At 70.4% G+C, this 26,774-nt stretch carries 27 protein-coding genes; 20 read left to right on the top strand and 7 right to left on the bottom strand.

Going from position 1 to position 26,774, the window contains the following annotated elements; translation table 11 throughout:
- The 3 genes from ACFYNL_RS33315 to ACFYNL_RS33325 form a co-directional block, all read right to left on the bottom strand.
- Nucleotides 1-92: biotin carboxylase N-terminal domain-containing protein (locus ACFYNL_RS33315; RefSeq protein WP_308427085.1), on the bottom strand; the 92-nt coding region annotated here is incomplete at its 3' end.
- 246 nt (nucleotides 93-338) lie between these two features.
- Entirely contained in the window at nucleotides 339-1,271 is a 933-nt protein-coding gene (locus tag ACFYNL_RS33320) for an NAD-dependent epimerase/dehydratase family protein (RefSeq protein ID WP_388810139.1), read from the bottom strand.
- 29 nt (nucleotides 1,272-1,300) lie between these two features.
- Nucleotides 1,301-2,314 carry a ScbA/BarX family gamma-butyrolactone biosynthesis protein gene (locus ACFYNL_RS33325; RefSeq protein ID WP_388810142.1) on the bottom strand — a complete coding sequence of 338 codons (1,014 nt, stop codon included), beginning with the start codon at nucleotides 2,312-2,314 and terminating at the stop codon, nucleotides 1,301-1,303.
- Nucleotides 2,315-2,657: 343 nt separating this feature from the next.
- Between ACFYNL_RS33325 and ACFYNL_RS33330 the strand changes: the two genes are divergently transcribed.
- Nucleotides 2,658-3,461 carry a response regulator transcription factor gene (locus tag ACFYNL_RS33330; RefSeq protein ID WP_388810859.1) on the top strand — a complete coding sequence of 268 codons (804 nt, stop codon included), beginning with the start codon at nucleotides 2,658-2,660 and terminating at the stop codon, nucleotides 3,459-3,461.
- A gap of 108 nt (nucleotides 3,462-3,569) precedes the next feature.
- Nucleotides 3,570-4,214, top strand: coding sequence for a ScbR family autoregulator-binding transcription factor (locus ACFYNL_RS33335; protein ID WP_388810144.1), 645 nt, complete (start codon nucleotides 3,570-3,572; stop codon nucleotides 4,212-4,214).
- Here ACFYNL_RS33335 and ACFYNL_RS33340 read toward each other — a convergent pair.
- Both ACFYNL_RS33340 and ACFYNL_RS33345 read right to left on the bottom strand, forming a co-directional pair.
- On the bottom strand, nucleotides 4,205-4,774 hold the full coding sequence (locus ACFYNL_RS33340) for a TetR family transcriptional regulator (protein WP_388810147.1): 570 nt from the start codon (nucleotides 4,772-4,774) through the stop codon (nucleotides 4,205-4,207). The genes ACFYNL_RS33335 and ACFYNL_RS33340 overlap by 10 nt on opposite strands.
- Before the next feature lie 338 nt (nucleotides 4,775-5,112).
- Nucleotides 5,113-5,442 (bottom strand): hypothetical protein, encoded by a 330-nt coding sequence (locus ACFYNL_RS33345; protein WP_388810150.1) that lies wholly within the window; start codon nucleotides 5,440-5,442, stop codon nucleotides 5,113-5,115.
- Between the two features lie 125 nt (nucleotides 5,443-5,567).
- Here ACFYNL_RS33345 and ACFYNL_RS33350 point away from each other — a divergent pair, with 125 nt between their 5' ends.
- Entirely contained in the window at nucleotides 5,568-6,389 is an 822-nt protein-coding gene (locus ACFYNL_RS33350) for a rhomboid family intramembrane serine protease (protein ID WP_388810153.1), read from the top strand.
- 4 nt (nucleotides 6,390-6,393) lie between these two features.
- On the opposite strand, the gene hemE is transcribed toward ACFYNL_RS33350, so the two are convergent.
- A complete protein-coding gene (gene hemE, locus ACFYNL_RS33355) occupies nucleotides 6,394-7,458 on the bottom strand; it encodes a uroporphyrinogen decarboxylase (RefSeq protein ID WP_388810156.1) in 1,065 nt (354 codons plus the stop codon).
- 170 nt (nucleotides 7,459-7,628) lie between these two features.
- Between hemE and ACFYNL_RS33360 the strand changes: the two genes are divergently transcribed.
- The 3 genes from ACFYNL_RS33360 to ACFYNL_RS33370 all read left to right on the top strand — a co-directional run bounded on the left by ACFYNL_RS33360 (nucleotide 7,629) and on the right by ACFYNL_RS33370 (nucleotide 10,852).
- Nucleotides 7,629-8,264 carry a DUF3000 domain-containing protein gene (locus ACFYNL_RS33360; RefSeq protein ID WP_388810158.1) on the top strand — a complete coding sequence of 212 codons (636 nt, stop codon included), beginning with the start codon at nucleotides 7,629-7,631 and terminating at the stop codon, nucleotides 8,262-8,264.
- Nucleotides 8,265-8,543: 279 nt separating this feature from the next.
- A complete protein-coding gene (locus ACFYNL_RS33365; RefSeq protein WP_003997051.1) occupies nucleotides 8,544-9,206 on the top strand; it encodes a response regulator transcription factor in 663 nt (220 codons plus the stop codon).
- A gap of 365 nt (nucleotides 9,207-9,571) precedes the next feature.
- Nucleotides 9,572-10,852, top strand: coding sequence for an HRDC domain-containing protein (locus ACFYNL_RS33370; protein ID WP_388810160.1), 1,281 nt, complete (start codon nucleotides 9,572-9,574; stop codon nucleotides 10,850-10,852).
- A gap of 205 nt (nucleotides 10,853-11,057) precedes the next feature.
- Here ACFYNL_RS33370 and ACFYNL_RS33375 read toward each other — a convergent pair whose 3' ends face one another.
- Nucleotides 11,058-12,305, bottom strand: a complete 1,248-nt coding sequence (locus ACFYNL_RS33375) for a hypothetical protein (RefSeq protein ID WP_388810163.1) — start codon at nucleotides 12,303-12,305, stop codon at nucleotides 11,058-11,060.
- Nucleotides 12,306-13,080: 775 nt separating this feature from the next.
- Here ACFYNL_RS33375 and ACFYNL_RS33380 point away from each other — a divergent pair.
- From ACFYNL_RS33380 to ACFYNL_RS33445, 14 genes are all read left to right on the top strand, one after another.
- On the top strand, nucleotides 13,081-14,460 hold the full coding sequence (locus tag ACFYNL_RS33380; protein WP_388810166.1) for a TfuA-like protein: 1,380 nt from the start codon (nucleotides 13,081-13,083) through the stop codon (nucleotides 14,458-14,460).
- Entirely contained in the window at nucleotides 14,453-15,592 is a 1,140-nt protein-coding gene (locus tag ACFYNL_RS33385) for a YcaO-like family protein (protein WP_388810168.1), read from the top strand. Before ACFYNL_RS33380 ends, ACFYNL_RS33385 begins: the two co-directional genes overlap by 8 nt.
- 45 nt (nucleotides 15,593-15,637) lie before the next feature.
- The gene (locus ACFYNL_RS33390) at nucleotides 15,638-16,414 is read left to right on the top strand and encodes a hypothetical protein (protein ID WP_388810171.1); all 777 of its coding nucleotides are present in this window, start codon (nucleotides 15,638-15,640) and stop codon (nucleotides 16,412-16,414) included.
- Nucleotides 16,411-16,725, top strand: coding sequence for a hypothetical protein (locus ACFYNL_RS33395; RefSeq protein WP_388810175.1), 315 nt, complete (start codon nucleotides 16,411-16,413; stop codon nucleotides 16,723-16,725). The genes ACFYNL_RS33390 and ACFYNL_RS33395 overlap by 4 nt, the downstream gene beginning before the upstream one ends.
- Before the next feature lie 4 nt (nucleotides 16,726-16,729).
- A complete protein-coding gene (locus ACFYNL_RS33400; protein ID WP_388810176.1) occupies nucleotides 16,730-17,164 on the top strand; it encodes a hypothetical protein in 435 nt (144 codons plus the stop codon).
- On the top strand, nucleotides 17,161-18,279 hold the full coding sequence (locus ACFYNL_RS33405) for an acyl-CoA dehydrogenase family protein (RefSeq protein ID WP_388810177.1): 1,119 nt from the start codon (nucleotides 17,161-17,163) through the stop codon (nucleotides 18,277-18,279). The genes ACFYNL_RS33400 and ACFYNL_RS33405 overlap by 4 nt, the downstream gene beginning before the upstream one ends.
- Nucleotides 18,279-18,521, top strand: a complete 243-nt coding sequence (locus ACFYNL_RS33410; protein ID WP_388810180.1) for a phosphopantetheine-binding protein — start codon at nucleotides 18,279-18,281, stop codon at nucleotides 18,519-18,521. Before ACFYNL_RS33405 ends, ACFYNL_RS33410 begins: the two co-directional genes overlap by 1 nt.
- On the top strand, nucleotides 18,521-20,077 hold the full coding sequence (locus ACFYNL_RS33415; protein ID WP_388810183.1) for an amino acid adenylation domain-containing protein: 1,557 nt from the start codon (nucleotides 18,521-18,523) through the stop codon (nucleotides 20,075-20,077). Before ACFYNL_RS33410 ends, ACFYNL_RS33415 begins: the two co-directional genes overlap by 1 nt.
- Before the next feature lie 15 nt (nucleotides 20,078-20,092).
- A complete protein-coding gene (locus ACFYNL_RS33420; protein ID WP_388810186.1) occupies nucleotides 20,093-21,376 on the top strand; it encodes an MFS transporter in 1,284 nt (427 codons plus the stop codon).
- A 59-nt stretch (nucleotides 21,377-21,435) separates the two neighbouring features.
- A complete protein-coding gene (locus ACFYNL_RS33425) occupies nucleotides 21,436-22,332 on the top strand; it encodes a phytanoyl-CoA dioxygenase family protein (protein WP_388810187.1) in 897 nt (298 codons plus the stop codon).
- Complete coding sequence (locus ACFYNL_RS33430) at nucleotides 22,322-22,906, top strand: hypothetical protein (protein WP_388810190.1); 585 nt, start codon at nucleotides 22,322-22,324, stop codon at nucleotides 22,904-22,906. The genes ACFYNL_RS33425 and ACFYNL_RS33430 overlap by 11 nt, the downstream gene beginning before the upstream one ends.
- Nucleotides 22,900-23,298, top strand: a complete 399-nt coding sequence (locus ACFYNL_RS33435; protein WP_388810192.1) for a substrate-binding domain-containing protein — start codon at nucleotides 22,900-22,902, stop codon at nucleotides 23,296-23,298. Before ACFYNL_RS33430 ends, ACFYNL_RS33435 begins: the two co-directional genes overlap by 7 nt.
- Before the next feature lie 123 nt (nucleotides 23,299-23,421).
- Nucleotides 23,422-24,642: a thiolase family protein gene (locus ACFYNL_RS33440; RefSeq protein WP_388810194.1), complete on the top strand. Its 1,221-nt coding sequence runs from the start codon at nucleotides 23,422-23,424 to the stop codon at nucleotides 24,640-24,642.
- Complete coding sequence (locus tag ACFYNL_RS33445; protein WP_388810196.1) at nucleotides 24,639-26,768, top strand: 3-hydroxyacyl-CoA dehydrogenase NAD-binding domain-containing protein; 2,130 nt, start codon at nucleotides 24,639-24,641, stop codon at nucleotides 26,766-26,768. The genes ACFYNL_RS33440 and ACFYNL_RS33445 overlap by 4 nt, the downstream gene beginning before the upstream one ends.
- The last annotated feature ends 6 nt before the right edge of the window (nucleotides 26,769-26,774 follow it).

Genomic DNA, 26,774 nt, shown 5'->3' on the forward strand with positions numbered 1-26,774 from the left:
TAGACGGCCACGCTCGCGATCCCGGCGTCCCGGCAGGCCCGGGCCACGCGGACAGCGATTTCGCCACGGTTGGCGATGAGCACCTTGCGCACGATGTACCAACTCTCCTGAACGTCCGGATACTTCCGATCACCCTCACCGCGGTCCGTCTCAGAGATCAACGCGGCTCCGTACAGGTCTTGGTCAACTCTCGGAGCCGCGCGGGCCGTCGGAGAAGGCGTCCTGGGCTCACTCCCTGACAAGCACCTGCTCCGTCGGCCTGCGCCGTGGTCGCGCGCACGCATCCGACGACCCGCCGCCGGACGGATCGCGCACGGGCATACGGACCTTGATGACGTTCAGGTCACCGATCGGTCGGCGTACCACTCGCGCATCTTCGGAAAGTCCACGTCCCACGCCGGGCCTGGCACCGCGCGCCCCACGTCGGTCCAGATCCGTGCGCTGTCGAACCAGTGGTCCGTGGCCACCATGGCCAGCGCGTACGAAGCCTCCTTGTTCTCGCGCAGGTGGGCGCGGGCCTGCGCGAGTGTGACCTCTGGCCGGGCCGGAGGCAGCCCCGCGCAGTCGGCCACGGCGCGCAGCAGTTCCGACGCCGGGACCGGGGTGGGGTGCGCCGCGTGGTACACGGACGCGGACAGGCTCCGGCCCGGGGCAAGCCCGACCGCCACCAGCAGCGCGGCCAGTTCGACGACCGGGATGACGGAGAGCCTGGCGTTCCAGCCCGCTGCCCCGCCGGGCAGGACGCGCAGCAGCCGTGTCAGCCCTGGCACGACCCACTGATCACCGGGCCCGTAGACCAGGTACGGACGCAGCACGATGCCTCCCGCCGCCAGTACGGTGTCCTCGGCCGCCGCGCGCGACCGTGACGTCGGCGACCGCGGTTTGCGGTCGAGATCCTCGGGGCGGGCGTTTCGGTAGGTGCCGCGGCCGTACACGGAGGCGGTGCTGAGATAGACGATGCGGGACACTCCGGCGCGCTGTGCCTCCGCTACGAGCGCGGCGGTTCCCCGGGCGTTGACGGTGTGGTTGGCCTCGGGTGTCCCTCCGACCTGCGAGGCGCAGTGCAGTAGTACGTCCACGTCCTCGCACACGCCGCGCAACGATTCGGGATCCGCGAGATCGGCCCGCACCGAACGCACCGGGCCGGGACCGGGCCTGGGTGGAGAGCGACGGTGGGACAGCAGTCGCAGATCCACGCCCTCACGGGCGGCCTCTGCCGCGACATGCCGGCCCACGAACCCGGCCGCGCCTGTGATCATGACGGTGCGCACGGGGGCGCCTCCTGGCTCGTCGGGCCCGGTCAACGGCTCGTCGCACTCAGCGTGAGGTCGGCGACGAAGACCTTCTCTCCCTCCTGCACGCCGGTCACCCGCACAGGTGTCTCACCGGCGACGGGCATTCCCGGGACCGCTTCGATACGGCACGGCGCGTCGAGTTCTGCGTAGCGCGTGAAGGTGGCGCTGATGCCGGTGACGAGCATGTCGGGCCGGCCGGTGGCGGCGTACGCGGCCTGCCTGGCTGCCTCCAGGAGCACCATGCCGGGTATGTGGTCGACGGGATGGTCGAAGAAGATCGGGTGGGAACTGTCGATGCGCAGACCCCAGGAGCGGCGGCCGTCGACGGCGGCCATCTCCTCGGTGAGCACCACGTTCTCGGCGCTGCAGCGCCCGACCGCCGCCGGGTCGACCGGTGCGCCGACAACCTGCGTCGTGCCCGTGGGCCGGCCGCCGCGCAGTCGCCGGTAGACGCCCGGGCTGATGCACCGGAAGGCTGCCGACGCGGTGGCCAGGGCGACGCCACCGATCAGCGCGGTGACGTCGTAGCGCATGTCGGCCAGGTTCGCTCCCCGGCGGACCACATCACGACATTCTGTGTGCAGCTCGACCTCGGTCGGCTTCGGAGTGGCGAGCAGCAGGTCCGCGGTAGCGGTGATGGCTATGTCCCTCATCATGAACTGATGGCCGAAGGGCACCGCGAACTCGGCGTGGGCCAGCAGGGATCCGACCTGACGGACCGACTCGACGAGCAGCATCGGGTCCTGGTACCCGCCGGACTGGGCAAACAGGGAGTGCCCTCGGGGCCACTGCGCCCGGACGACGAAGGAGTCCAACGATCCCTGCGGCACCGGCTCCCAGCCGGTGAGCAGGACTTCCGCGACCGCGGCACGGTGGACGAACTCGCGCGGCACCGTGGTGGTGAGCCCTGAATGCCTCGTGACAGTCGGCCTGATGGCGACCGGGGCTTCGATCCCACCGCGGCCGTAGGCCTCGATGCGGCCGCTGGACTCGTGCACTGCGGAGGCTTGGGTCTGCATACGTGCCACTCCTGACCTGTTGCGGGCAAGGGAGAGCACCCGGACACCGGCTCCCCCATAGGCTCGATGTTCGACTCCGCAAGTACAGACATGTCTGCCCGAAAAATCAAGTGAAGATTTTACCCGTGGCATCGATCGCCGTCCGGAGGGCCGCGCTCAACTGCCCTTTCGCGCCTGCGATTCGGCAGAAAGTGGAGCGACTCACACACTGTCAACAGGCGCCCACACGACCCAACCTTCCCTTTACAATCAGACAAGTCTGTTTGGTATGTTGGGGCTGCACCACCGTCTGCACCACCGTCTGACAGTCCACGACGCCTCGACCATCACCCGGGAGGACTTGATGAACCAGCAGGCCGTCGACCAACTCAGGCCCCACCGCAGGGAAGGGCACCGGCCCGTGAGCTCCTCGCTCCCCCTGCCACGGCACACCGCCACCCCACTCGAACCTCGCCTTCCCCGGCCCCCCAGCGCCGGGCACAAGAACCTGCACGTCCTGGTCGTCGAGAACGAGACAGCCGCCGCCGACACGCTCGTCCAGGGGCTGATGCGGCAGGGCCACCGCGCCGAGCGGGTGAAGACCGGCAGCGAGGCCCTGAGCGTCCACCACCGCGCCGACCTGGTGCTGCTGGACCTCGACCTGCCCGACCTGGACGGCCTTGAGGTGTGCCGCGGCATACGGGCGGTCAGCGACACCCCCATCATCACCGTCACCGCACGCGGCAGTGAGCTCGACCGGGTGCTCGGCCTCCAGGCCGGCTCGGACGACTACCTGGTCAAGCCGTACGGCTTCCGTGAGCTGCTGGCTCGCATCGAGGCGGTGATGCGGCGGTCCGGACCCCGCCCGGAGACGGCGCAGGCCATCTCACAAGGGCCCCTGCACATCGACTCGACAACCCGCGAGGTCACCCTCGACGGCGAGCCGGTGGAACTCACCCGCAAGGAGTTCGACCTGCTGCACCTGCTCGCCACAAACCCCGGATCCATCGTCTCGCGGCGCCAGTTGATGGCGCAGATCTGGGGCGATACCTGGTCACAGCGGGGGCGTACCATCGACACTCACGTCAGCAGCCTGCGCGGCAAACTCGGCTCCAGCAGCTGGATCATCACGGTCCGCGGAGTCGGCTTCCGCCTCGGCCACCCATGAGTACCCCGCCCGGCGATCACGAACGGGCCACTGGCCTGATCCCGAGCGCCATCGGCACGCCCATATGATGCAGACAAGTCGGTTTAGTTTGAGTGTGAGGATCGAGGCATGGCACAGCAGGAACGCGGGGCGAGGTCCCGGAATCTGCTCTTGAAGGCGGCCGCGGAGGTCTTTGACGAGCGCGGCTTCGACTCGGCCAGCACCACCGAGATCCTCCAGCGGTCGGGGCTGACCCGCGGCGCCCTGTACCACCACTTCCCGTCCAAGGAAGCCATCGCCGTCGCGCTGCTCACCACCCACCGCGAGGCCCTCGATGTGCCCGCGCAGTCGACGAATGTGCAGGCGGTCATCGACCTCACCTTCGCTTTCGCCTTCCGGCTCCAGCGTGACCCGATGCTGCGTGCCTGCGTACGCCTGGCGGTGGAGCAGTCCTCCTTGCGGGACCACGCGGTCACCCCGTACCAGCAGGCCAGCACGGCGGTCCGGGAGCTGCTCGCCCAGGCGAAGGAGCACGGCGAGCTGCTGCCCGGCGTCGATCTGCTGGAGGCGGCGGAGATGATCAACGGGACGTTCACCGGGATCCAGGTGATGTCACGGGTGCAGACCAATCGGGAGGATCTGCCCGAACGGGTCAGCATGATGTGGCGGTTCTTGCTGCCTGGCCTGGTCAATCCGGGGATGATCGGCCATCTCCGCGTGACCCCGACGCCGGAAAAGACCGACAGGTCTGCCCGACAGACGGTTCAGGCCTGATCCCTGACCCAACCCGCCACGGCGAACAAGGGCTTGAGCAGGCCCCAGATCTGCTCCGCCGTCTTCGGGTCCCACCAGTAGTCGTCGGTGTGGCCGAGCGACTCCAGGCCGGCGGCGACCACCACGGCGAGGTCCGCCAGGCAGTGCATGTCCGCTCCTTCGGGGGCACTCGCGACGATCCGCTCGCGCAGCCGTGTCAGCACCTCCTCGCGCAGTCGCGGCGGGCTGCCCGTGCCGTCGGACCCGACCTGGATGCCCGCGCGGACCAGTTGCTCCTCGCTCAGCATCACACCGAGTTCGGTGCTGAACCTCTCCGGGGCTTCGGCCGGCCCGCTCTGGAACACCTCCTCGGCCAAGGTCTCGACGCGGACCCGGGCCTGCGCGTGCACCTCCCCCACCAGCTCCCTGACGGAGTGGAAATGGTGGTACAGCGCGCCCCTGCTCACGGCCGCGACACGGCAGATGTTCACGAGTCCGGCGTCGGCCGGCCCGCCGTTGGCTATGAGCGACGCCGCGGCGTGGATGAGCATCTGTCGGGTGTGTTCGGACTGCTTCTCCATCAGCTCCCGCTTCTTCCTCGCGACACCCCTCCTACGCGCAGGGGCATGGGGGCTACGGGGGGTGCAACAGTCCGTGAAGCATACAACCTTGCCTGGTTTTCCTGGCAAGCTGCTCACCAGGAGCAGACTCAATCCCGCCGCTTTCTTTAACATCCCGAACTACGTCGAACGTTGCCGCTCACGGGCGGAAGGAATGGAGCCGGATGCCCGCCGACAAAACAGACAGGTCTGTCTCCATACACACGACAGAGGAGCCGGGTGAGACCCCTCACTGCTCATGCAGGGACAGGGACACCTCACCGGCTCCTCCGACGAGTGCGCAGGGGCGCGGGCCGGCGCTACGCGGACCCGTTGATCCGCTCGATCGCCTGCCGGGCCTGCTCGGTCGGCGGCCGGGACGGCAGCGACGACACCGACGCGCTCACGCTCGAAGGCATCGCGGCCGGCTGCTCCCCCGCCGGCTTCGCATGCGCCGCGGCCGGTCGGGCCGACCGCAGCCGGTGGCTCACGGCCTCGTCCAGCGTCACCGGCCGCTGCATCTGCGTCGCGAGACGCCCCGCGTCCTGGCCCAGCCGTGCGACGTCCTCCCAGGGCAGCCGCAGCACCACCGCGATCTCGGCCTCGCCGTCGGGCAATGCGTGCATCGCAGGAGTAACTCGGTCGTTCATCGCCTGTTCCTCACGTAGACCCCGCGACCCGCCTTCCCCGTGCCGCGGGCGGTTGCCGAGACATACGCACGCACCGGCGGCCCCGTTCACCGATTCACCGGACGTATGCCGGGCACATACCTGACGTGGTCATCCCCGTCCATGACGTGAACCCGGCGCGCCGCACCCCCTGGGTGACATACGCGCTGATCGCCGCGAACGTCCTCGTCTTCCTGTCCACGCCCGGCACGGCCGGATCCGTGGCCGGTGAGAGCGGCCTCGCCCAGCTGTGCCATCTGCACGCGTTCCTGGACCACTACGCGGCGGTGCCCAGGGAGTTGATCCACGACCAGATGCCGAGGGTCGTTCCCACGGGCGAGGTCGCCGTCGGACCGCAGGGCGCCGGCTGCGTGGTCGGCCCGCCGAGCTACGACAAGTCCCCCGCGCTGTCCGTATTCACCGCGATGTTCCTGCACGGCGGCTGGCTGCACCTGTTGGGCAACATGCTGTTCCTGCTGATCTTCGGCAACAACATCGAGGACCGCATGGGCCCCGTGCGGTACCTGCTCTTCTACGTCACCTGCGGCTATGCGGCGTCCTACGGCTTCGCGATCCTCAACGCCGACTCCACCGAACCGCTGATCGGCGCCTCCGGGGCCATCGCGGCTGTGCTGGGCGCCTATCTCGTGCTCTATCCGAAGGCCAGGGTGTGGGTCCTGGTGCCGTTCCTGATCTTCCTGCCGCTGCGGCTGCCGGCCTGGCTGGTCCTCGGGTTCTGGTTCGTGCTGCAGGCGGTGTACTCCAGCGGCGAGGGCGTCTCCGACGCGGGCACCGTGGCCTACGCGGCGCACATCGTGGGCTTCCTCGCGGGCATGCTGCTCGCCTGGCCGCTCAAGCCGGGCACACCGCCGCCACCGGAGCCGCGCGGCCTGCTGTTCGGCTGGCGGGCGCGGCCCCACACATGGTGAGCCGCTACCGGGCCGTGCGCGTGTGGACGTACTCGACGAGCCGGGTCAGGGCGTCCGGGTCGGTGGACGGCATGACGCCGTGGCCGAGGTTGAAGACATGGCCCTCCAGGCCGGCCGCCGCGTCGAGGACCTCACGGGTCTTGGCCTCGACCGCCTCGGGGGTGCTGAACAGCACGGTCGGGTCGAGGTTGCCCTGGAGTGCCTTGCCGGGACCGACCCGGCGGGCGGCCTCGTCCAGCGGGACCCGCCAGTCGACGCCGACGACGTCCGCGCCGGCCTCGCCCATGAACTTCAGCAGTTCGCCGGTGCCGACACCGAAGTGGATGCGCGGGACGCCGTACCCGGCGACCGCGTCGAAGACCTTCGCCGAGGCGGGCATCACCGAGCGGCGGTAGTCGGCGGGAGCGAGCGAGCCGACCCAGGAGTCGAAGAGCTGGACGGCGGAGGCGCCGGCCTCGATCTGCACCTTCAGGAACGCGGCCGTGATGTCGGCGAGACGGTCGAGCAGGTCGGCCCAGAGCTCCGGGTCTCCGTACATCATCGCCTTGGCGTTCTCGTACGTGCGCGACGGTCCGCCCTCGACGAGGTAGCTCGCGAGGGTGAAAGGCGCGCCGGCGAAACCGATGAGCGGGGTCTGGCCCAGCTCGCGGGTGAGCAGGCCGATGGCCTCCGTGACGTAGGAGACGTCCTCGGGGGTCAGGTCGCGCAGCTGGGCGAGGTCGGCGCGGGTGCGGATCGGCCGCTCGACGACCGGGCCGACGCCGGGCTTGATGTCGAGGTCGATACCGATGGCCTTGAGCGGGACGACGATGTCGCTGAAGAAGATCGCCGCGTCCACGTCGTGCCGGCGCACGGGCTGGAGGGTGATCTCGGTGACCAGCTCGGGCCGCATGCAGGACTCCAGCATCGGAATGCCCTCGCGCACCTTGCGGTACTCCGGCAGGGAGCGCCCGGCCTGCCGCATGAACCACACCGGCGTGTGCGGCACGGGTTCGCGCCTGCACGCCCGGAGGAAGGCGGAGTCGTAGGTGGCGGTCGGCGGCGTCGGCTGCGTGTCGTTGGCACTCACGGTGGCAAGTCTCGCACGGCGCCGCCCTGCCGGGGTCCGGGGGCGGCGGGCCCGCCGACGGCCACGCCGACAGCGGGAACGGGGTGTCTAGCCCGGCACGAAGCCCCGGTTCCCCTTAATCTTCCCGCATGGCTGCGGCTCAGGGACGACTGTCGGACGGCACTGGCGGGATGGATGACTCGAAGGGGACGGGGGAGGCGGACCGGCATTCGAGCAGTACGGCTCCACCGGCCTTCCGTGCCGCGGTCGACGCTCTGCGCGGCAGCCGGCTGCGGCCGCAGATCGAGGTCGAGCAGACCAAGGCGCCTCAGCGGCTGGCTCCGTACGCGTATGCGCTGGAGGCCACCGTCGTCGACGGCGACCAGGACCTGGCCGACGGCCGGCTGGTGCTGTTGCACGACCCGGACGGGCACGATGCCTGGCACGGCGCGTTCCGGCTGGTGACCCTGGTGCGTGCGGAGCTGGAGCCGGAGATGGCCACCGACCCGCTGCTGCCCGACGTGTGCTGGTCCTGGCTGACCGGCGCACTCCAGGCGCGCGGGCTGTCGTACGGCGAACCGAGCGGCACCGTCACACGCGCCAGCTCCCACTACTTCGGCGGTCTGGCCGAGCGCCCGGCGGCGTCGCAGATCGAGATCCGCGCCTCCTGGACCCCGCGTGAGGGTCTGGGCGGCGTTCCGGACACCGCGGCCCATCTGGCGTCCTGGTGCGATCTGCTGGCTCAGGTGGCGGGTCTGCCCCCGGCGGGTCCGGGTGACGCGTCGGTGGTGACGCTGCCCCAGCGCCGGGACCCGCAGTCCCGCTGACGCCCCCTCTTCCCGCTGACGCCCCCTCTTCCCGCTGGCGCCACCTGTTCGACCGCTGACCACTCGACACCCCTGACTTGACCGTCACTTTGTCGATACGGCCACTTTCGGTCAGGATCAATCCATGATCGAGCCGATTGATTCACCGAACGATCGACCAAGTGTCTGAATTGCCCCAATTGTTACTCACTAAATCGTGATCTTTCCCTAAAGGGCCATGGGTTTGGTGCCGAAGACGACTGTGACCTTGAAAGCCGTCCCCGCACCCCAGGAGGCCCGGTGTCCGTTCTCCTCGAGCAGCCCGCAAGCCTGGTCGCCTACCGCCCGAACAAGCCCACCGCCATGGTGGTCGTGGCCGATCCCCGCGTCCGCTCCACCGTCACCCGCCATCTCTGGGCGCTCGGTGTGCGCGATGTCATCGAGGCCTCGTCCATCGCGGAGGCTCGTCCCCGCATCGGCAACCCCCGCGACATCTGTGTCGCCGACGTCCACCTGCCCGACGGCTCCGGCCTCACCCTCCTGTCGGAGACGCGCGCCGCGGGCTGGCCCAACGGCCTCGCCCTCTCCGCCGCCGACGACATCGGCGCGGTGCGCAACGCTCTCGCCGGCGGCGTGAAGGGTTACGTCGTCACCGGCACCCGCACCAACGTCGGGCTCCCCACCCGGCCCGGTGCGGCCCCCATCGGCGCCGCCGCCGCCCGTATGCACCGTCGCCACCCGGGTGCCCCGAGCCACCCGGGCGGCTACCGCGAACTCTCCGGTCGTGAGGTCGAGGTGCTGCGGCTGGTGGCGGAGGGCCAGTCGAACAAGGCCATCGGCGTCTCCATGGGCCTGTCCGCCCTGACCGTCAAGAGCCACCTCGCCCGTATCGCCCGCAAGCTCGGCACCGGGGACCGCGCCGGCATGGTCGCCGTGGCCCTGCGGACCGGCATCATCCACTGACCCTCGACGCACCGGCGTGTACGGGATCGTCCACTGGTCCCGCCCGCGTCCCCCACCTGTCGTGAACCGGATCTCTCGCTTGGCCGACTGGTTGACGACCCTCAGGCGCCCGCCGACGGAACGTTCCGTCGGCGGGCGCTGTCCATGGGTCGCGGCAGGATCACGGGGAGCCCTCAGGACCCGGGCCCGAGGCGAGGTTGGGCCGCTTTCGGCGGATTCCGGTGATCCGCGGCGCAGCTCCAGGGCCCGCCGGTCGGCGAGCACCGGCGGACCGCGAGAAACGGCGAGCCGTGTTTCCGCAGGTCAGCACCAACGTGTCCAGAACGCGCAGGTCAGACGCTCCCCCTTACAGATACCCTTGACATGTGACCGACGCCCAAGAAACCGCAGCAGACACTTCACTGCGAACCACCGGAGGCGCCCCTCCGGACGACGGCGGATCTTCTGTTACGGAGGCGCCGATCCCCTTGCTGGAGCCCCGCGAGGGCATTCCACCCGTGATCGCCGACGAGGCCGCGCTCGCCGAGGTGATCGCCGCCTTCGCCGCCGGATCGGGTCCGGTCGCCGTCGACGCCGAGCGCGCGTCCGGCTACCGCTACGGCCAGCGCGCCTACCTGGTACAGCTGCGCCGCGAGGGCGCCGGCTCCGCGCTGATCGATCCCGTCGCGTGCCCCGACCTGTCCGGGCTCGGTGAGGCGCTGTCCGGGGTGGAGTGGGTGCTGCACGCGGCCACCCAGGACCTGCCCTGTCTGCGTGAAATAGGCATGGTGCCGACGCTGCTGTTCGACACCGAGCTGGCCGGGCGGCTCGCCGGGTTCCCGAGGGTCGGACTCGGCGCGATGGTCGAGAGCGTGCTCGGGTTCGTCCTGGAGAAGGGGCACTCGGCCGTCGACTGGTCGACCCGGCCGCTGCCCGAGCCGTGGCTGCGGTACGCCGCCCTGGACGTCGAGCTCCTCGTGGATCTGCGCGACGCGCTGGAGAAGGAGCTGGATCGGCAGGGGAAGCTGGAGTGGGCACGGCAGGAGTTCGACGCGATCGCGTCCGCGCCGCCTGCCGAGCCGCGCAAGGATCCGTGGCGGCGGACGTCCGGGATGCACAAGGTGCGCAGGCGCCGGCAGCTCGCGGTGGTCCGGGAGCTGTGGCAGACACGGGACCGGATCGCACAGAAGCGGGACGTGTCGCCGGGCAAGGTGCTGTCCGACGCCGCCATCGTGGAGGCCTCGCTGTCCATCCCGGCCAATGTGCACGCCCTGGCCGCGCTCAACGGGTTCGGGCATCGGATGGGGCGGCGGCAGCTGGAGCAGTGGCAGGCCGCGGTGGACCGTGCGAAGGGCTTGAGCGAGTCGCAGCTGCCGGCGCCGGGTCAGCCGGTGACCGGGCCGCCGCCGCCGCGGGCCTGGGCCGACAAGGATCCGGTCGCCGCGGCCCGGTTGTCCGCCGCTCGGGCCGCCGTGTCCGCGCTGGCCGAGCGGCTCGCCATGCCCCAGGAGAACCTGATCACGCCGGACACCGTGCGGCGGCTGTGCTGGGAGCCGCCGAAGGCCGTCGACGCCGAGTCGGTTGCCCAGGCGCTGGTCGGCTACGGGGCGCGGCCCTGGCAGGTCGAGCAGGTCACGCCGGTTCTGGTCGCCGCTCTGTCCGCCTGAGGTCCCCTCCGTCTGTGCGGTGGACGCCGCCGAGGTGGTCGCGGCAGCCGGACGGACCCGGCACCACGGTCCGCGCGGCGGCTGCCGCGGTGTCGTGCCGCCGGTGCGCGGCGAGGGCGTCGGCGCCACCCGTGCGCCGGCACCACCACTCCGACGCCGGCGGGCCGCTGCGCCTCGGTGAGTCCTTGCGCGACACCACCGCGCCTCAGGCGAGGTACCGGCGGTCCAGGCTCTTCGGCACCACAGCCGGGTAGTTGAGGAAACGCCGCCGCGGCGGGGGCTCTTGCGACTCGGAGGGCACCAGTTCGCGGCTCCCGGCGGTGAGGGTCATGGCCCGCGGCGCGAAGGTGACGTCGTGTTCCCGTGCCACGGCTTCCACATGGTGGGCGACGCCTTCGTGTACGACGTTCTCCTCCCGTGTGGCGAGATAGACGAACGTCGGATCGATGTCTCGCAGCAGTGACTTCGGTATGCGGGGCGGCAGGGTGAGCGCGTAGTAGCGCGGCCACTCCCGCAGCCGGTGGCGTTCCATCCAGGAACGGCCGAAGGGGCGCAGGCTCGTGAACATGGCGAAGCTCCATTCGAGCTTGACGCCCGCGACGACCAGGAGGAAGTTCACGGCGAACGCGAGTGCGACGAGGCCGTGGACGAGAGGCTCCCAGGGCGTGGAGCGGTCGGGGCCGGGTGCCGGGGACAGCACCGCCGCCGCGCACAGGGCGCCGTAGACCGCGCCCTGGTAGAAGTCCTTGACCAGCCAGCCGGCCGAGCGGCGGCCCTTGGCGGTTCGCCCCGTGGCGATGGACAGCAGGCCCACCAGGAGCGTCGCGGCCCCCAACGCCCACACGGGGCCGTCCAGTTCGACCCGGCCTTCGGGAGAGAACACCGTCACCCAGAGGGCCAGGGCCACCACGGAGAAGGGGTAGTTCCCCGACACTCCGAAGATCAAGTGCATGGGGATCGCGACTCCCAGTGCCCACCGCTCCGCGCCGGGTACGCAGGCGAGCACGCCGACCAGGAGTTCGGTGACGATCACCAACGCCGGCATGGCCCGCAGCAGCACGGGGGCGTCCGGCAGGCGGAGCAGGCGCAGGTAGTGGGCGGTGACGACGCGGCCGGCGCTGCGCTCGGTGAACAGGTACTCGTCGTTGACCTTCAGCAGGGCCGCCGTCAGATACACGGCCGCTAGGAGGTCCTCGGCCACCAGGGCGTGGACGGAGCCGGGGGTGAAGGCCATGACGGCCACGGCCACAGCCCCGAGCCAGCAGTGGTCCGACAGCCGGAGCTGGGTGGCGAGCATCCAGTACGCCACCAGCAGGACCACCGCGGTGCGGCCGGCGGATGAAGGGAACGTCGACGCGATCAGCAGGGCGGTCGGCAGTGCGGCCAGCTGCCCGGCGGCGGCGGCGCGCCGTGGCAGACGAATACCAAAAACCGGTGCGTAGTGCTGACCCACACCTGCGAAACCGTATTCCCACAGCCGATTGACCTGGTGAAAAAGAAGCGCGGCGACAACCAGAACCATAGGCGTGAGCTGAAAACCCACTCGCACCCCCGTCTATTTCGCGAGCAATTCAGAAGATCACCCACCGAACACGATCCTTCATGCCGCCGCTCGTGGAGTCAACAGTCAGTTTGAGACAGCAAGCGTTGTACTTCAGTCAATGTCCAACATGAGGCGACCGACGCACCTTCACCCGCTTGAGCTGCGCGTACGCCCGCGCGTCTACGACAGGCGGGCGTCAAAGTACACAATCACGCCGCAAAGCGCGACCAAAGGAAGCGCCAGTCCGCGACGCTACCACGGTAAAGATCTTTTAAATTCCGCCGGTGCCGGGCAACCCAATTCGGCCGTATGAGGTTGCCGCCCGGAAGAGCTGCGTCGATATGAATTCCCTGGACACCCCATCGGGGTCGTTGTAGCGTCCACTCGGCGTCATTAGGGCGCCGAAAGTTCCCCTCATTTCATGAATGGGAGAAAGACATGGCTGAGGTCGTCACCGAGACCACCAGCGAGGTCGAAGAGCTCACCGGCGAGGACTTCGAGGTCCTGTTCGGCGAGACCCCGCTGATCATCACCGACAGCGAAGTGCGCAACTGACACAGCGTGCATCCGGCGGTTCGCACTGACTGGTCCGCCTGATCCGGTTCGATCGCCGGCACGCCGTTGAAGAAGGGGGAAGGGCATGGCGGTTCATGTGTTCGTCGGGCCGTCGTGCCCTGAACCTCTGGTGAGACGACGCCACCCGAACGTCGTGGTGCACGGCCCTGTACGGCACGGCGATCTCTTCACGCGGAAGTTCGCCGACGACGACGTCGTCGTCATCGTGGACGGGTTGTACCACCACCGTCTGGCCCTGCGGCACAAGGAGATCCTGGACGCGCTGGCACGCGGGGTGACGGTCCTCGGCGCGGCCAGCATCGGAGCGCTGCGGGCCGCCGAAGTGGACCGGTTCGGCATGATCGGTGTCGGCCGGGTGTACAGCTGGTATCGCGACGGCGTGTTCGACGGCGACGACGCGGTCAGCGTGGCCCACGGCGAGACGGGTTCTCTCGCCGGTATCAACGTGCCCTTGGTGAACCTGCACACCGCGGTCCTGGCCGCGTACGAGGCGGGCGTCCTCACGCACCGGGCCGGCCGCGACCTGATGGAGCGGACGCAGCGGGAGTACTACCCGCTGCGCACACAGGAGCGGATCCTCGCGGTGGCGCGGGAGTGCGGCGAAGCAGCGTTCGCGGACTGGTACGCGGCCCGGCTCGCCGCCGATCCGGTCGTCTTCGACCAGAAGCGGGCGGACGCGCTCGAAGCCCTGGCGCTGGCCGAGCGCCTCGACTCCCGGCCGCACCTGCACTCCGGCACGACGGGGCCCGGTCGAGCGGTCGAGGCAGCGGAAGCACTGGACGCAGCGGAGGCGCGGGAGGCGCTGGAGGCAGCGGATGTGCCCGAGGCACCGGATGCACCGAGCACACCCAACGCACCCGCATCATCGGCCCTACCCACGACGGGCGACCGCGACTGGCGCACCGAGTACCACCGGCGCTGGCGCAACCAGTTCGCGCCCGACGACCCCTCGCTCCGGCATCGGGTCGCCTACCAGCAGATCTTCACCGCGGACTTCCCCGACCTCTGGTGGGACTTCCTGCAACGCCGCGCGACCGAGGCTGCGGACTCCCCCGGCGGCTTGCGTGACCACGTCCTGCGGCACCTGGGCCCCGCCGCCGCCCGCTGGCACGACGACCCGGCCCTGCGCCACCGCGTCACGGCCCTCCTGTGCCCGCTGCCCGACCTGGCCGACCCGCGCGAATCGGAACCGCTGCTGCGGGGAGAGACGCCCTCGGACCGGGCCCGGGTCACCGACTGGCTGGAGCGCAACCGGCGCTACCTGGACACCCACCCGGAGCGCAGCCTCGCCCAGATATCCGACGCCACCTGCGCAGGACTGCTGCGCAGGATCTGGAACGTCGGCACGGACGCCGAACTGATCACGGAGTGCGCCCGGCGGGGTCTTCCGTCCCCGCGCCACGCGGCGGTCGCGCTGCGCCCGTTCGCCATCGGATACCTGGGTTCCCGTGCGTCGCGAGAGCCTGCGGGGGGCGAGGCACGTGCGTAAGCTCGCGCTGCCGGGCACCCATCGCGCGGTCGCCCCCGAGACCACCTGGGAACGGATCGCGCCCCGCCTGCGTCGCCACGGCATCACCCGGGTCGCCGACGTCACCCGGCTGGACAACATCGGCATCCCCGTCTTCCTGGCCGTGCGGCCCGAGTCGGAGACCCTGGCCGTCTCGCAGGGCAAGGGAGCCTCGCCGCTGCTCGCCAAGCTCTCCGCGGTCATGGAGTCCATCGAGTTGTGGCATGCGGAGCGGCCACAGGTCGACAGCTTCAGCGCCACCGCCGCGAGCCTGCGCCTGCCGTACGCGCTGACCGACCTGAACGTCCGGGTGCGGGAAGCGTGGACCGGCGAGCTGCGGATGCCGTGGGTCCACGCGCGGTCGCTGACCGACCAGCGGACCGTACCGGTCCCCCTCGACCTGGTGCGGCTCTCCTACAGCGGACCGCACTTCTGGCGTCCGCGCCTGTTCGAGTCCAGCAGTACCGGACTCGCCTCCGGCAACACGTTCACCGAGGCCGCACTGCACGCCCTGTACGAGGCGGTCGAGCGCGACGTCCTGGCGGCCCACCCTTCCGCCACGGGCCCCGGGCGCCTGCAGATCGCTGCGGACACGGTCCAGGACGGGCACGTGCGTTCGCTGCTCGACCGGCTCGGGGACGCCGGTGTGGACGTCCGCCTCTCCTGCGTCCCGAACCGCTTCGCCATACCGACGTTCGCCGCGTTCGTGTGGTCGCCCCTCTTCCCCCTCGTGTGCGCCGGCTCGGGCAGCCACCTGGACCCCGTCGTCGCCCTGTCCCGTGCGGTGACCGAGGCGGTACAGAGCAGGCTGACCGAGATCAGTGCCACCCGCGACGACATTCCCTCGGACCAGGACGCCTGGCAGGACGCCGGCACCACGGCGGGCCTTCCCGCCGACCCGGGCCTGGTGAGCCTCGACGAGGCGCTGAGCGGCCATGGAGCCGCTCATGCCGACATGGAGGAGGAACTGGCCGACGTGACACGGCGCATCACGAACGTCACCGGCCATGCCCCGCTGGTGGTCCGGCTCTCCGACCCGGCCGAGCCGTTCAGCGTCGTCCGGGTCGTCTGTCCCGGCCTGTCCTTCGCGGAGGGGCGCACCCTGTCCGCCTGACGACCCGAGCTTCCACGCACAGGACCAGCCATTGCGAGGTTTGAAGTGAAGATCCAGCGGGACCGGTTCCGGCACCCGGAAGGGTATGTCCTCGAATACGAGGTGACCGTACCCGACGTCATCGAGAGCCCCTACCTGCACATCCTCTTCCACGGCTTCAGCCGCATCGAGAAACACGTGCCGCCGGTCTTCGCCCGCAAGCAGTGGCGGCAGGCCGAGCGCTCGGTGTGCCTGTCCTTCTCGGACCCGATCCACATGCACACCCAGGACTCGTGCTGCGGCTGGTTCCTGCTGGGCGAGGAGGAGTTCGCGCCGCGGATGTACGCGCTTCGTGCCGCGCTGCTGGAGCGCCATGGACTGCGGGGCACCGTCTGGCACGGCTTGTCGTCGGGCGGCTATGCGGCGCTCAAGCACTGTGTGCGGGCCGGCGGCGACGATCTCGCCTTCGTCATCTCGCCGCACGACGATCCGACGATCCTGCCCCAGTGGCAGCGCGAGGCGATGCCCTTCGCCCATCTTCCCGGCATGGCCGCACCGCAGAAGACGACCGACATCCTCACCGACTGGGCGGCGCCCGGCGCCGGCCGCTACCTCCACGCGCTGGTGTCGGAGAAGGACTCCTACTTCGCGTTGCACCACCTGCGGCCCATCATGGCCGCCCTCGGCGGCCACCCGAGTGCCAGGGCCGTCATGCTCCGCGACGGGCGGGGCCACGGCTTCGTACAGGACACCGACTACGACTCCCAGCTCCAGCAGGCCATCGAGGGCTGGGAGAGCTACCGGGCGCACCGTGCCGTCGCGACCGGGAGCACCGCCGAATGAGCACCGCCCAGCCGCCCAGGAAGGAGGACACCATGTCCGAGGTCGAGGTCGTCCTGTCCACCCCCCTCGCCCGGTACGCCGGTGGCGAGACCCGGTTCCAGGTGCCCGTGGGCACCTTCCGGGAAGTCGTCGACAGGGTCTACGAGCGTCATCCGGGCCTGCGGCAGCGTCTGGCCGACAGCTCCGGGGGCTTCCTGCCTTTCGTCAGCGTCTACCTCGGTGAGGACAACATCCGCGATCTCACCTCGCTGGACGTCGTCGTCGCACCACGGACCACCGTGACGATCATGTCGGCGGTGGCGGGTGGCTAGCCGGGTGACGCGGCGGACCATCCGTGAGGCGGTCGCGGCCGACGCCCCCGCCCTCGGCGAGATCTACGGGGGCGGGGACACCGAGGAGTTCGGGAGGCGGGTGACGGACCGCGCCGCCGCGCCGGGCACCAGGCACTACGTCGCCGAGTCGGAGGGCCGTGTCGTCGCGGCGTTCGCCCTCACCGCCCTGGGCAGGCTGCGGCCCGGAGGGCAGAGCCGGTTGATCCTCCATGAGATCAAGCTCCGGCCGAACGACCGGGGCACCGGCATCGCCGAGGACATCTTCGACTGGCTGGCGACCCGCCTCGGCGTGGGCAGGGACCACGAGTTGCTGGCGCTGGCCCCGATCGGCGAACGCCCGTCCACCTTCGACAGGTTCGGGTTGACCGAGTCCCACCACGTCTTCCGGTGGCCCGTCCGGGGAAGTGAGCTGCGATGACACGGCGGACGTACCCTCCGCAGGAGTTCTCCGGCTGGCTTGCCGGGCTGCGGTCCTGGGCGGCCAAGTGCCCGGACGGCGACGGGCTCTGGCGCACCGCGGCGGACCAGGGGTTGCTGTCGCTGGCGGTCCCCGAGTCCGCCGGCGGCAGCGGGGCCGGCTACGAGGCCGCCTGCCTGGCGCTGGAGGCCTTCGCCGAGGAGAGCGGCCTGAGCGGCCCGCCCTTCGCCATGGCCGCACAGATGTGGGCCTGCCAGGAACCCCTGGTGGCCTTCGGCAGTGAGGCGCAGCACGACCGCCATCTGACGCCGCTCTTGACCGGCAGGGCGGTCGGCGCGTTCGCGGCCACCGAATACGACGCGGGCTCCGACCTGCTGTCCCTGCGCACCCGCGCCGACCGCGACAGCGAGGGACGCTGGCGACTCAACGGCGCCAAGACCTTCGTCACCAACGGGCCGACGGCCGATGTCCTCATCGTCATCGCGCGCACCGCGGAAGGCAGCGCCCTGTCCGGGCTCAGCGCGTTCGTCGTCCCGCGCGGCACCCCCGGTCTGCACATCGGCCGGGACATCGACAAGGCCGGCCTCGCCGGCGCGGCGCTGTGCTCGCTGCACCTCGACGACTGCGTCCTCGACGACAGCGACCTGCTGGGCGGCCCGGGCGCCGGGTTCGCCGTCCTCATGCAGGCCATGCGCCACGAGCGGGCGTTCATCCTGGCCCCGGTGCTCGGGCTGATGGCTCGGGCGCTGTCCCAGGCCGTGGAACACGCCCGGTCCCGCAGCCAGTTCGGGCGCCCCCTGGCCGCGTACGACACGATCCGCCAGCGCCTGGTCCGTATGCACCTGAGCTTGACCAGCGCACGGGAGCTGCTCCACGCCACGGCCCGGCAAGCAGATGCGGGCACGCTCGACCACGGCCGCTCCTCGCTGACGAAGCTGCACGTCAGCACCGAGTTCAACAGGTTCTGCCAGGAGCTTCCGGATGTGTACGGCGGCTACGCGCTGCTGCCGGAGACCGGGACGACCGCCCTGCTGACCGACGCCGTGGCCAGCAGGTACTACTCCGGGACCTCGGACATGCAGATGAAGATCATCGCGGAAGGGCTGGGTGTGTGATGACGGACGACTCCGTGCTGCGAGCCGTACTCGCGGCGGTCCGGGAGGTGGCACCGGGGACCGAGGTGAGCGAGGACACCCAGCTCATCGCCCACCGCATCATCGACTCCCTGTCGTTGCTGAGCCTGGTGGCGCTGCTGGAGAAGGAGTTCTCCGTGACCGTACGCGACGCGGAGATCGTCCCGGCGCATTTCGAGACCCCGCTCGCCATCCGGGCGTTCCTGAAGTCCAAGGGGCACTGATGACTGTCGGCCGATCGTTGGTGGACGACCTGCGAAGGACCGCCGCCCGCCATGGCGAGCGCACCGCCGTCATCGACGGCACCGGCAGCCTCGGCTACGCCCGTCTGGACGGCATGGCCGAACGCATCGCCCAGGGGCTGCGCGAGGCCGGCGTCCGGTCCGGGGACTGTGTCGCCTGGCACGGCGCGAAGTCCTGTCTGGCGGTGGCCGCGGTGCACGGCATCCTCCGCTCCGGGGCGGGATACGTGCCGGTGGATCCGGACGGTCCCGTCGCCCGCGCCCGGCTCATCGTCGAGCGCAGCCGGCCCAGCGTCATCGTCACGGACACCACGGCCCGCGACCAGTGGCACGCGGTGGCGCCCGACCTCACCTGGCAGCCTCTTCCCACGGGTTCGGCGGACGGGCCCCTCTGGTACGCGATCCCCGCGACCGCCCCCCGCCCGCCCGTGCCGGACCTCGCCTACGTGTTCCACACCTCCGGCAGCACCGGCAACCCCAAGGGTGTGGTGCACACCCATGCCAGTGCCTCGGCCTTCGTCGACTGGTCGGTCGACGAGCTCCGGCTCACGGAGCAGGACGTCATCATCAACTCGGCGCCCCTGCACTTCGACCCGACCACGCTGCACCTCTTCGGCGCCGCCCGGGTCGGCGCCGCCGTCGCGCTGATGCCCGCCTCGGCGGCGCCGTTCCCCGCCGCCCACATCGACTTCTGCCGGCAGGTCGGCGGCACCGTCTGGTACGCGGTGACCTCGACCCTGGTCTGGCTCACCCGTCGGGGCAAGGACGTGCTCCCGCGGCTCGGAGCGCTGCGCGCCGCCGTGGTGGGCGGCGAGGTGCTGCCGCCGAGTGACGTGAACACCCTGTTCGCGGCCCTGCCGGGGATACGGCTGCTGAACGTGTACGGACCGACGGAGAGCAACGTCTGCACGTTCCACGAGATGCGGGGACCACAGCCGCTCGACGCTGTCATCCCCATCGGCCGGGTGCTGCCCGGCGCCGAGATCGTCGTGGTGGACGAGGAGCTGACCCCCGTGCGGCCCGGCGGCACGGGGCAACTGCTGGTGCGCGGCAGCATGCTGATGGAGGGGTACCTGGATCCCGAGCAGACGGCCGGCGCCTTCGTGCACACCGCGGACGGGCGGCGCTGGTACGCCACCGGGGACATGGTCCGGGAGAACGCGGCGGGCGAGCTGGAGTTCGTCGGCCGTAGGGACGCCCAGGTCAAGTCGCGCGGTTTCCGGGTGGAACTGGGCGAGATCGAGCGGCATCTGAACGCCCTCGACGGCATCCACGAGTGTGTGGTCGTGGCCACTCCGGACGCGCTGTTCTCCACGCTGCTCACGGCGTTCGTGAGCGCGGACGGCGTCCATGACGTCGAGGCCCTGCCCCGCCTGCTGCGGGACCGGCTGCCCCACTACATGATCCCGCAGCGGATCGTCCTGGCCACCGGTGAGCTGCCGAGGAACGCCAACGGCAAGGTCGATCGCACCGCGCTCACCGCACTGGCCACCCGGCCGACGCTCGGCGACAGCCCTGGGCTGACGGTCGTTCACTGAAGGGAGGCCGTGCCCGTGTCGCTCTCCTCATCGGCCCACGCCGCCTCCGACGATGCCGTCGAAGTCCTCAAGGTTCCTGATTTCAGGCGCCTGTGGGCGGCGAACGGCTTCCGGTACGCGGCCGCCGAGGTGGCCTCCTTCGCCCTGCCGGTGACCGCCCTGCTCCTGCTGCACGCCGGGCCGCTGACGATGAGCCTGATCTTCGTCTGCGGCCGGGCGGGGTTCCTCACCATCGGGCTACCGGCCGGCGTGTGGATCGACCGGCGACGCAAGAAGCCCGTGCTGGTCTGCGCGGACATCGCCTACGCGGCCGCGTTCGCCAGCGTGCCGCTCGCCTACTTCCTGGGCGTCCTCACCGTGGCCCAACTCATCGTGGTGGCACTGGTGGTGAGCCTGGCGGGCGTCTTCTTCGACGTGGCGCACAGCAGCGTGCTGCCGTATGTGCTCCCCCGGCGTCGGGTGGCGGACGGCAACGCCCGGCTGCAGAGCTCCGAGACGGCCATCCGGGCGATCTCCCCCAGCGTCGCGGGGGTCGTGACGCAGGCCGTGGCCGCCCCGGTCCTGTACTGCGTCGTCGCGCTCGGTCATGTCACGTCGCTCCTGCTGCTGCGGAGGATCCACCCGCACGGTGACATCGCCCGGGGCCCGGCCCGGTCCGGGCAGGGGTTCCGGCAGGAGATCGGCGACGGGATCCGCGTCCTGTTCCGGCAACCGCTGCTGCGGCTGCTGCTGCACCAGGCCGCCCTCAACAACGTGGGCGCGGGCATCCTGCTGTCGATGCTGCCGGTCTTCCTGTTGAAGGAGATCGGGGTGACCACCTGGGCGTACGGGCTACTGTCCACGCTCGGGGCCGTGGCCGGGTTCGCCGCCTCGCTGCTGGCGCCGCGACTGCGCCGGCGGTTCGGGGAGATCCGCATGACGCTGGTCTTCTCCGGCCTGGCCCCGTTCGCCGTGATCGCGGCGCCGCTGGCCGGAGTGTTCCGGCAGGCGGCGGTGCCCCTGATAGCGGTCGCGGAGGTCCTCATCGGCATCGCCCTCGTGGGCCGGGCCGTCTCCACCGCCGGCCTTCGCGCGCGGGTGACGCCCGACGCCTACATGGGCAGGGTGACGGCGGCGTACAGCGTCGTCATCCAGGGAGCCACCCCGCTCGGAGCGCTCGCCGGCGGACTGATCGCCACCCACTGGTCCACCGGTGCCGCCCTGTGGGCCGGTGGACTGGTCATGGCCCTTCCCCTCGTGCTGCTGCTGTGCTCCCCCCTGCGCCGCCGGCGCACGTTGCCCCCCGAGTGGGAGGTGTGACCGCCTCGCGTCCTTCGACCATCCCAAAGACACGACGAACGCTTCTTTCGGAGAGACACATGAGCACCCCGCTGGAGCAGGCCGCCGCCGAGTACGAGGAGCGCGGCTTCGCGATCATCCGCAACGTCATTCCCGAGGATCTTCTGGAGGAGGCGCGCAGCCACGTCGCTTGGCTGACCGCCAGGTACCCGGATCTGCGACCCGAGCACTTCCACCACCCGCTGATCCGCAACGACGCCTTCTGGGTCCGGCTCGTGTCGGACCCGCGGCTGGTGGACATCGGGGAGCACTTCCTCGGCCCCGACCTCGCCTGTTTCACCGCTCACTACATCTGCAAGCCGCCCTACGACGGACAGCCCGTGCTGTGGCACCAGGACGGCGCCTACTGGAAACTGGCGCCGATGCGGGCGCTGACGGTCTGGCTCGCCATCGACGAGAGCACGACCGAGAACGGTTGCCTGCGCATGATCCCCGGCAGCCACAGGCTGCCGCTGTACCCGCCCAACCTGCGCACGGACAAGCCCAACATGCTCTTCTCGGAGGCCGACACCGACCTGGTCTCCCGGTGGGCCGCGGAACAGGGCGTCGTCGACATCGAGTTGAACCCGGGGGACGTCTCCATCCACCACCCGCACCTGCTGCACTGCTCCGAGGCGAACACGTCGCCGAAGCGGCGCTGCGGACTCGACATCGGTTACATCGCGACGTCCACCCGCATCGAGAGTCAGGGCCTGTACCTGGATCCGGTGCTGGTCCGCGGCGAGCCCGTCCCCGGTGTGAACACCTACCGGCAGCTTCCGCGTTACGCGCCGGACGAGACCATCCCGTTCGCGGGGCACGAGACGTGGAACGACCGGCCCGGCGTCGCGGCGGCGGGTGCCTCGTACGGGGAGGCGCCCCTGGCGACCACCGAGCGCATGATCGAGCGGCTGCAGGAGGGCACCGTTGCCCGCTGACGCCCGCCCCGGCCACCGAGTCGTCTACCTGCGCGACCGGGAGGACGGCCAGCGCATGAAAGACGTCCTGTACGTCCATCCGCCGAGCTACAAGGGAGTGGAGTTCCACAACCCGGCCGGGCTGCCGCGCCCCGTGGTGGCCGGTCTGCCCTTTCCCTGGGTGACCCCCATGGGCGACAGCGGGCCGCTGTTCCGTGAGGTCGAACGGGTCAAGGCCGAGCTGTGCCGCCGCCTGTGGGGCTGCCAGGTGTGCGGCAACGACCTCGACACGACCGCATGGGTGGCGCTCGAAAGGCCCGAGGACGGATCGCCTGTGGTCACGTCCGCTGCCATCCATCGCGCGTGCCTGCGGCTCGGGGTGCGGCACTGCCCCGTTCTGGGCGACGCGGCGAACGGCTACGCCTTCACCGAGGTGTTCGAGGACGACATCACCGCTGTGGCCGGCGACGGGGCGCAGGAGCGGGCTCCGGCTGCCCGGTGGTACCTGCGGTCGGTCGCCGACACGGCACGGCCCGACCGCGTCCGAACCTTCCTCTCGGTCCGTGAGGTGCTCGAAGGGCCCCAGGTGTGTTGATCACGGCCGGTCGCCGTAGGGGGCTCCGCTCTTACGGCGACCGCGGGCCGGGGGCGGCCCAGGGCGATCGGCGCCCGCAGGCTGTCGAACATGCCGAAGCCGTTGACGCTCTGGAAGGTCGCCACGACATCACGGCGGTGGCCGGGCTGTCGGTGGCGGCGGAGAGGGGGCTGCGGGTGCCGGCGGACGTGTCGCCGCCGGCGTGGGACGACTCGCAGCTGTGCAGGCTGACGCATCCGACGCTGTCGGCGATGAGCCATGACCTGCACGGCTTCGGGGCGGAGGGGGCGCGGACCCCGTTCGGTGTGATCACGGGCGACGGCCCCGGGTCGTATCCGGTGCCCACTCCGGCGCTGACACCCGGAGGATCGACCGCACCCCCGAAGGTGTGACCTTCACCGCTCCGTCCCCCAGGACTGGGCAGCTACGTTACTCATAAGTAGCATGAGCCCTGAGCGCGCGCTCAGCGTGCCGCGCAGCAGTAGTGCCATCCCGCACCCTGGAGGAGAGCCATCGTGCCTCGTACCGTCAGGGACGTCGTCTTCGTCGACGGCGTCCGCACCCCGTTCGGCAAGGCGGGCCCGAAGGGCATCTACCACGAGACCCGCGCCGACGACCTCGTCGTGAAGGCGATCCGGGAGCTGCTGCGCCGCAACCCCGGTCTCGACCCGAAGAAGATCGACGAGGTCGCCATCGCCGCGACCACGCAGATCGGCGACCAGGGCCTGACCCTCGGCCGCACGGCCGGCATCCTCGCCGGGCTGCCGCAGTCGGTGCCCGGCTACTCCATCGACCGTATGTGCGCCGGCGCCCTGACCGCCGTCACCTCGGTCGCGGGCTCCATCGCCTTCGGCGCCTACGACGCCGTCATCGCCGGTGGTGTCGAGCACATGGGCCGCCACCCCATGGGTGAGGGCGTGGACCCGAACCCGCGGTTCGTCAGCGAGAAGCTGGTCGACGAGTCGGCGCTCTTCATGGGCATGACGGCCGAGAACCTGCACGACCGCTACCCGCACATCACCAAGCTGCGCGCCGACGAGTACGCCGTGCGCTCGCAGGAGAAGGCCGCCAAGGCGTACGCCAACGGCAAGATCCAGGCCGACCTGGTCCCGGTCTCCGTGCGCCGCACCAACCCCGAGGCCGGCGAGACGGGCTGGGGCCTGGTCACGGCCGACGAGCCGATGCGCCCGGGCACCACCCTGGAGAACCTCCAGGGCCTGAAGACGCCGTTCCGTGTCCACGGCCGGGTCACCGCCGGTAACGCGGCCGGTCTGAACGACGGCGCCACCGCCTCGATCATCGCCTCCGAGGACTTCGCCCGGGAGAACGACCTCCCGGTGAAGATGCGCCTGGTCTCCTACGCCTTCGCGGGCGTCGAGCCGGAGGTCATGGGCTACGGCCCGATCCCGGCCACGGAGAAGGCCCTCGCCAAGGCGGGTCTGTCGATCGAGGACATCAACCTCTTCGAGATCAACGAGGCGTTCGCCGTCCAGGTCCTGGCCTTCCTCGACCACTACGGCATCGCGGACGACGACGAGCGCGTCAACCAGTACGGTGGCGCGATCGCGTTCGGCCACCCCCTGGCCTCCTCCGGCGTCCGTCTGATGACGCAGCTGGCCCGCCAGTTCGAGGAGCAGCCGCACGTCCGCTACGGCCTGACCACCATGTGCGTCGGCTTCGGCATGGGCGCGACGGTCATCTGGGAGAACCCGCACTTCGACGGAGGCAACAAGTGAGCACCACCGCTGAGCTCCTGAAGGGCGCGGCCGAGCTGTTCCCGGACGAGGTCGTGACCCAGGCGCACGTACGCCACCTCGACCTGCCGTCCGGCGCCGGCCGCTTCGCCCTGATCACGCTGGACAACGGCTTCGACCACACCAAGCCGACCACGTTCGGCCCGCAGTCGCTGGCGAACCTCAACACCGCCCTCGACCAGGTCGAGAAGGAGGCCGCGGACGGCGACATCGTCGGCGTCGGCATCACCGGCAAGCCGTTCATCTTCGCCGTCGGCGCCGACCTCAAGGGCGTCGAGCTGCTGAAGGAGCACAAGGACGCGCTGGCCATCGGCAAGGGCGGCCACGAGGTCTTCAAGCGCCTCGCGGGCCTCGCCGTGCCGACCTTCGCGTACTACAACGGCGCCGCGATGGGCGGTGGCGTCGAGGTCGGTCTGCACTGCAAGTACCGGACCGTCTCGAAGGCGCTCCCGGCGTTCTCGCTCCCCGAGGTCTTCCTCGGCCTGGTTCCCGGCTGGGGCGGCTGCACGATCCTGCCCAACCTGATCGGTGCCGACAAGGCCGTGCAGGTCATCATCGAGAACAGCCTCAACCAGAACAAGCAGCTCAAGGGCCAGCAGGTCTTCGACCTGGGCATCGCCGACGCCATCTTCGAGGGCGCCGACTTCCTGGAGCAGTCGCTGATCTGGACGGCTCAGGTCCTCAAGGGCGACATCGAGGTCGAGCGTCCGGTGATCGACCGCGGTGAGGCCTGGGACCAGGCCGTCGCCAAGGGCCGCTTCATCGCCGACGGCAAGGTGCACGGCGCCGCTCCGGCCGCCTACCGCGCCCTCGACATCATCGCCGCCGCCAAGAACGGCGACCTGCAGCAGGGCTACGACGCCGAGGACAAGGCCCTCGCCGACCTGATCATGGGTGGCGAGCTGCGTGCCGGTATCTACGCCTTCAACCTGGTCCAGAAGCGCGGCAAGCGCCCGGCCGGTGCGCCGGACAAGAACCTGGCGCGTCCGGTCACCAAGGTGGGCGTCGTCGGCGCGGGCCTGATGGCCTCGCAGCTGGCGCTGCTCTTCCTGCGCCGCCTGGAGGTGCCGGTCGTCCTGACCGACATCGACCAGGAGCGCGTCGACAAGGGTGTGGGCTACGTCCACGCCGAGATCGACAAGCTGCTCGGCAAGGGCCGCATCAACCAGGACAAGGCCAACCGCCTCAAGGCGCTGGTCAGCGGTGTCCTGGACAAGGCGGAGGGCTTCTCGGACGCGGACTTCGTCATCGAGGCCGTCTTCGAGGAGATCGGCGTCAAGCAGCAGGTGTTCGCGGAGGTCGAGGCGGTCGCCCCGGCGCATGCGATCTTCGCCACCAACACCTCCTCGCTGTCCGTCTCCGAGATGGCGTCGAAGCTGAAGCACCCCGAGCGGGTCGTCGGCTTCCACTTCTTCAACCCGGTCGCGGTCCTGCCGCTGCTGGAGATCGTCCGCGGTGAGAAGACCGACGACGCCTCCCTGGCCACGGCCTTCGCCGTCGCCAAGAAGCTGAAGAAGACCGCGGTGCTGACGAAGGACGCCCCGGCGTTCGTCGTGAACCGCATCCTGACCCGCTTCATGGGCGAGATCCAGAACGTCATCGACGAGGGCACCCCGGTCGACGTCGCCGAGAAGGCCGTCGAACCGCTCGGTCTGCCGATGTCCCCGCTGGTGCTCCTGGAGCTGGTCGGCCCCGCGATCGGTCTGCACGTCTCCGAGACCCTCAACAAGGCGTTCCCGGACCGCTTCAAGGTCTCCCCGAACCTCGCGGCCGTCGTCAAGGCGGGCAAGCGCGGCTTCTACGTCTACGACTCCGGCAAGCCGGAGCTGGACCCCGAGGTCGCCGCGCTGCTCAAGCAGGGCGATGTCGTCCTCACCGAGGAGCAGGTCCGCGACCGTGTCCTGGACGCGGTGGCGCAGGAGATCGGGCTCATGCTCGACGAGGGCGTCGTCGCCGAGGCCCAGGACATCGACCTGTGCCTGATCACGGGCGCCGGCTGGCCCTTCCACCTGGGCGGCATCACGCCGTACCTGGACCGCGAGGGTGTCTCCGAGCGCGTGAACGGCAAGAAGTTCCTGGCGCCGGGCGTCGCGAGCGTCCCCGCGTGACCGCTG

The organism is Streptomyces sp. NPDC007808 (assembly GCF_042868655.1).
GTDB lineage: Bacteria > Actinomycetota > Actinomycetes > Streptomycetales > Streptomycetaceae > Streptomyces.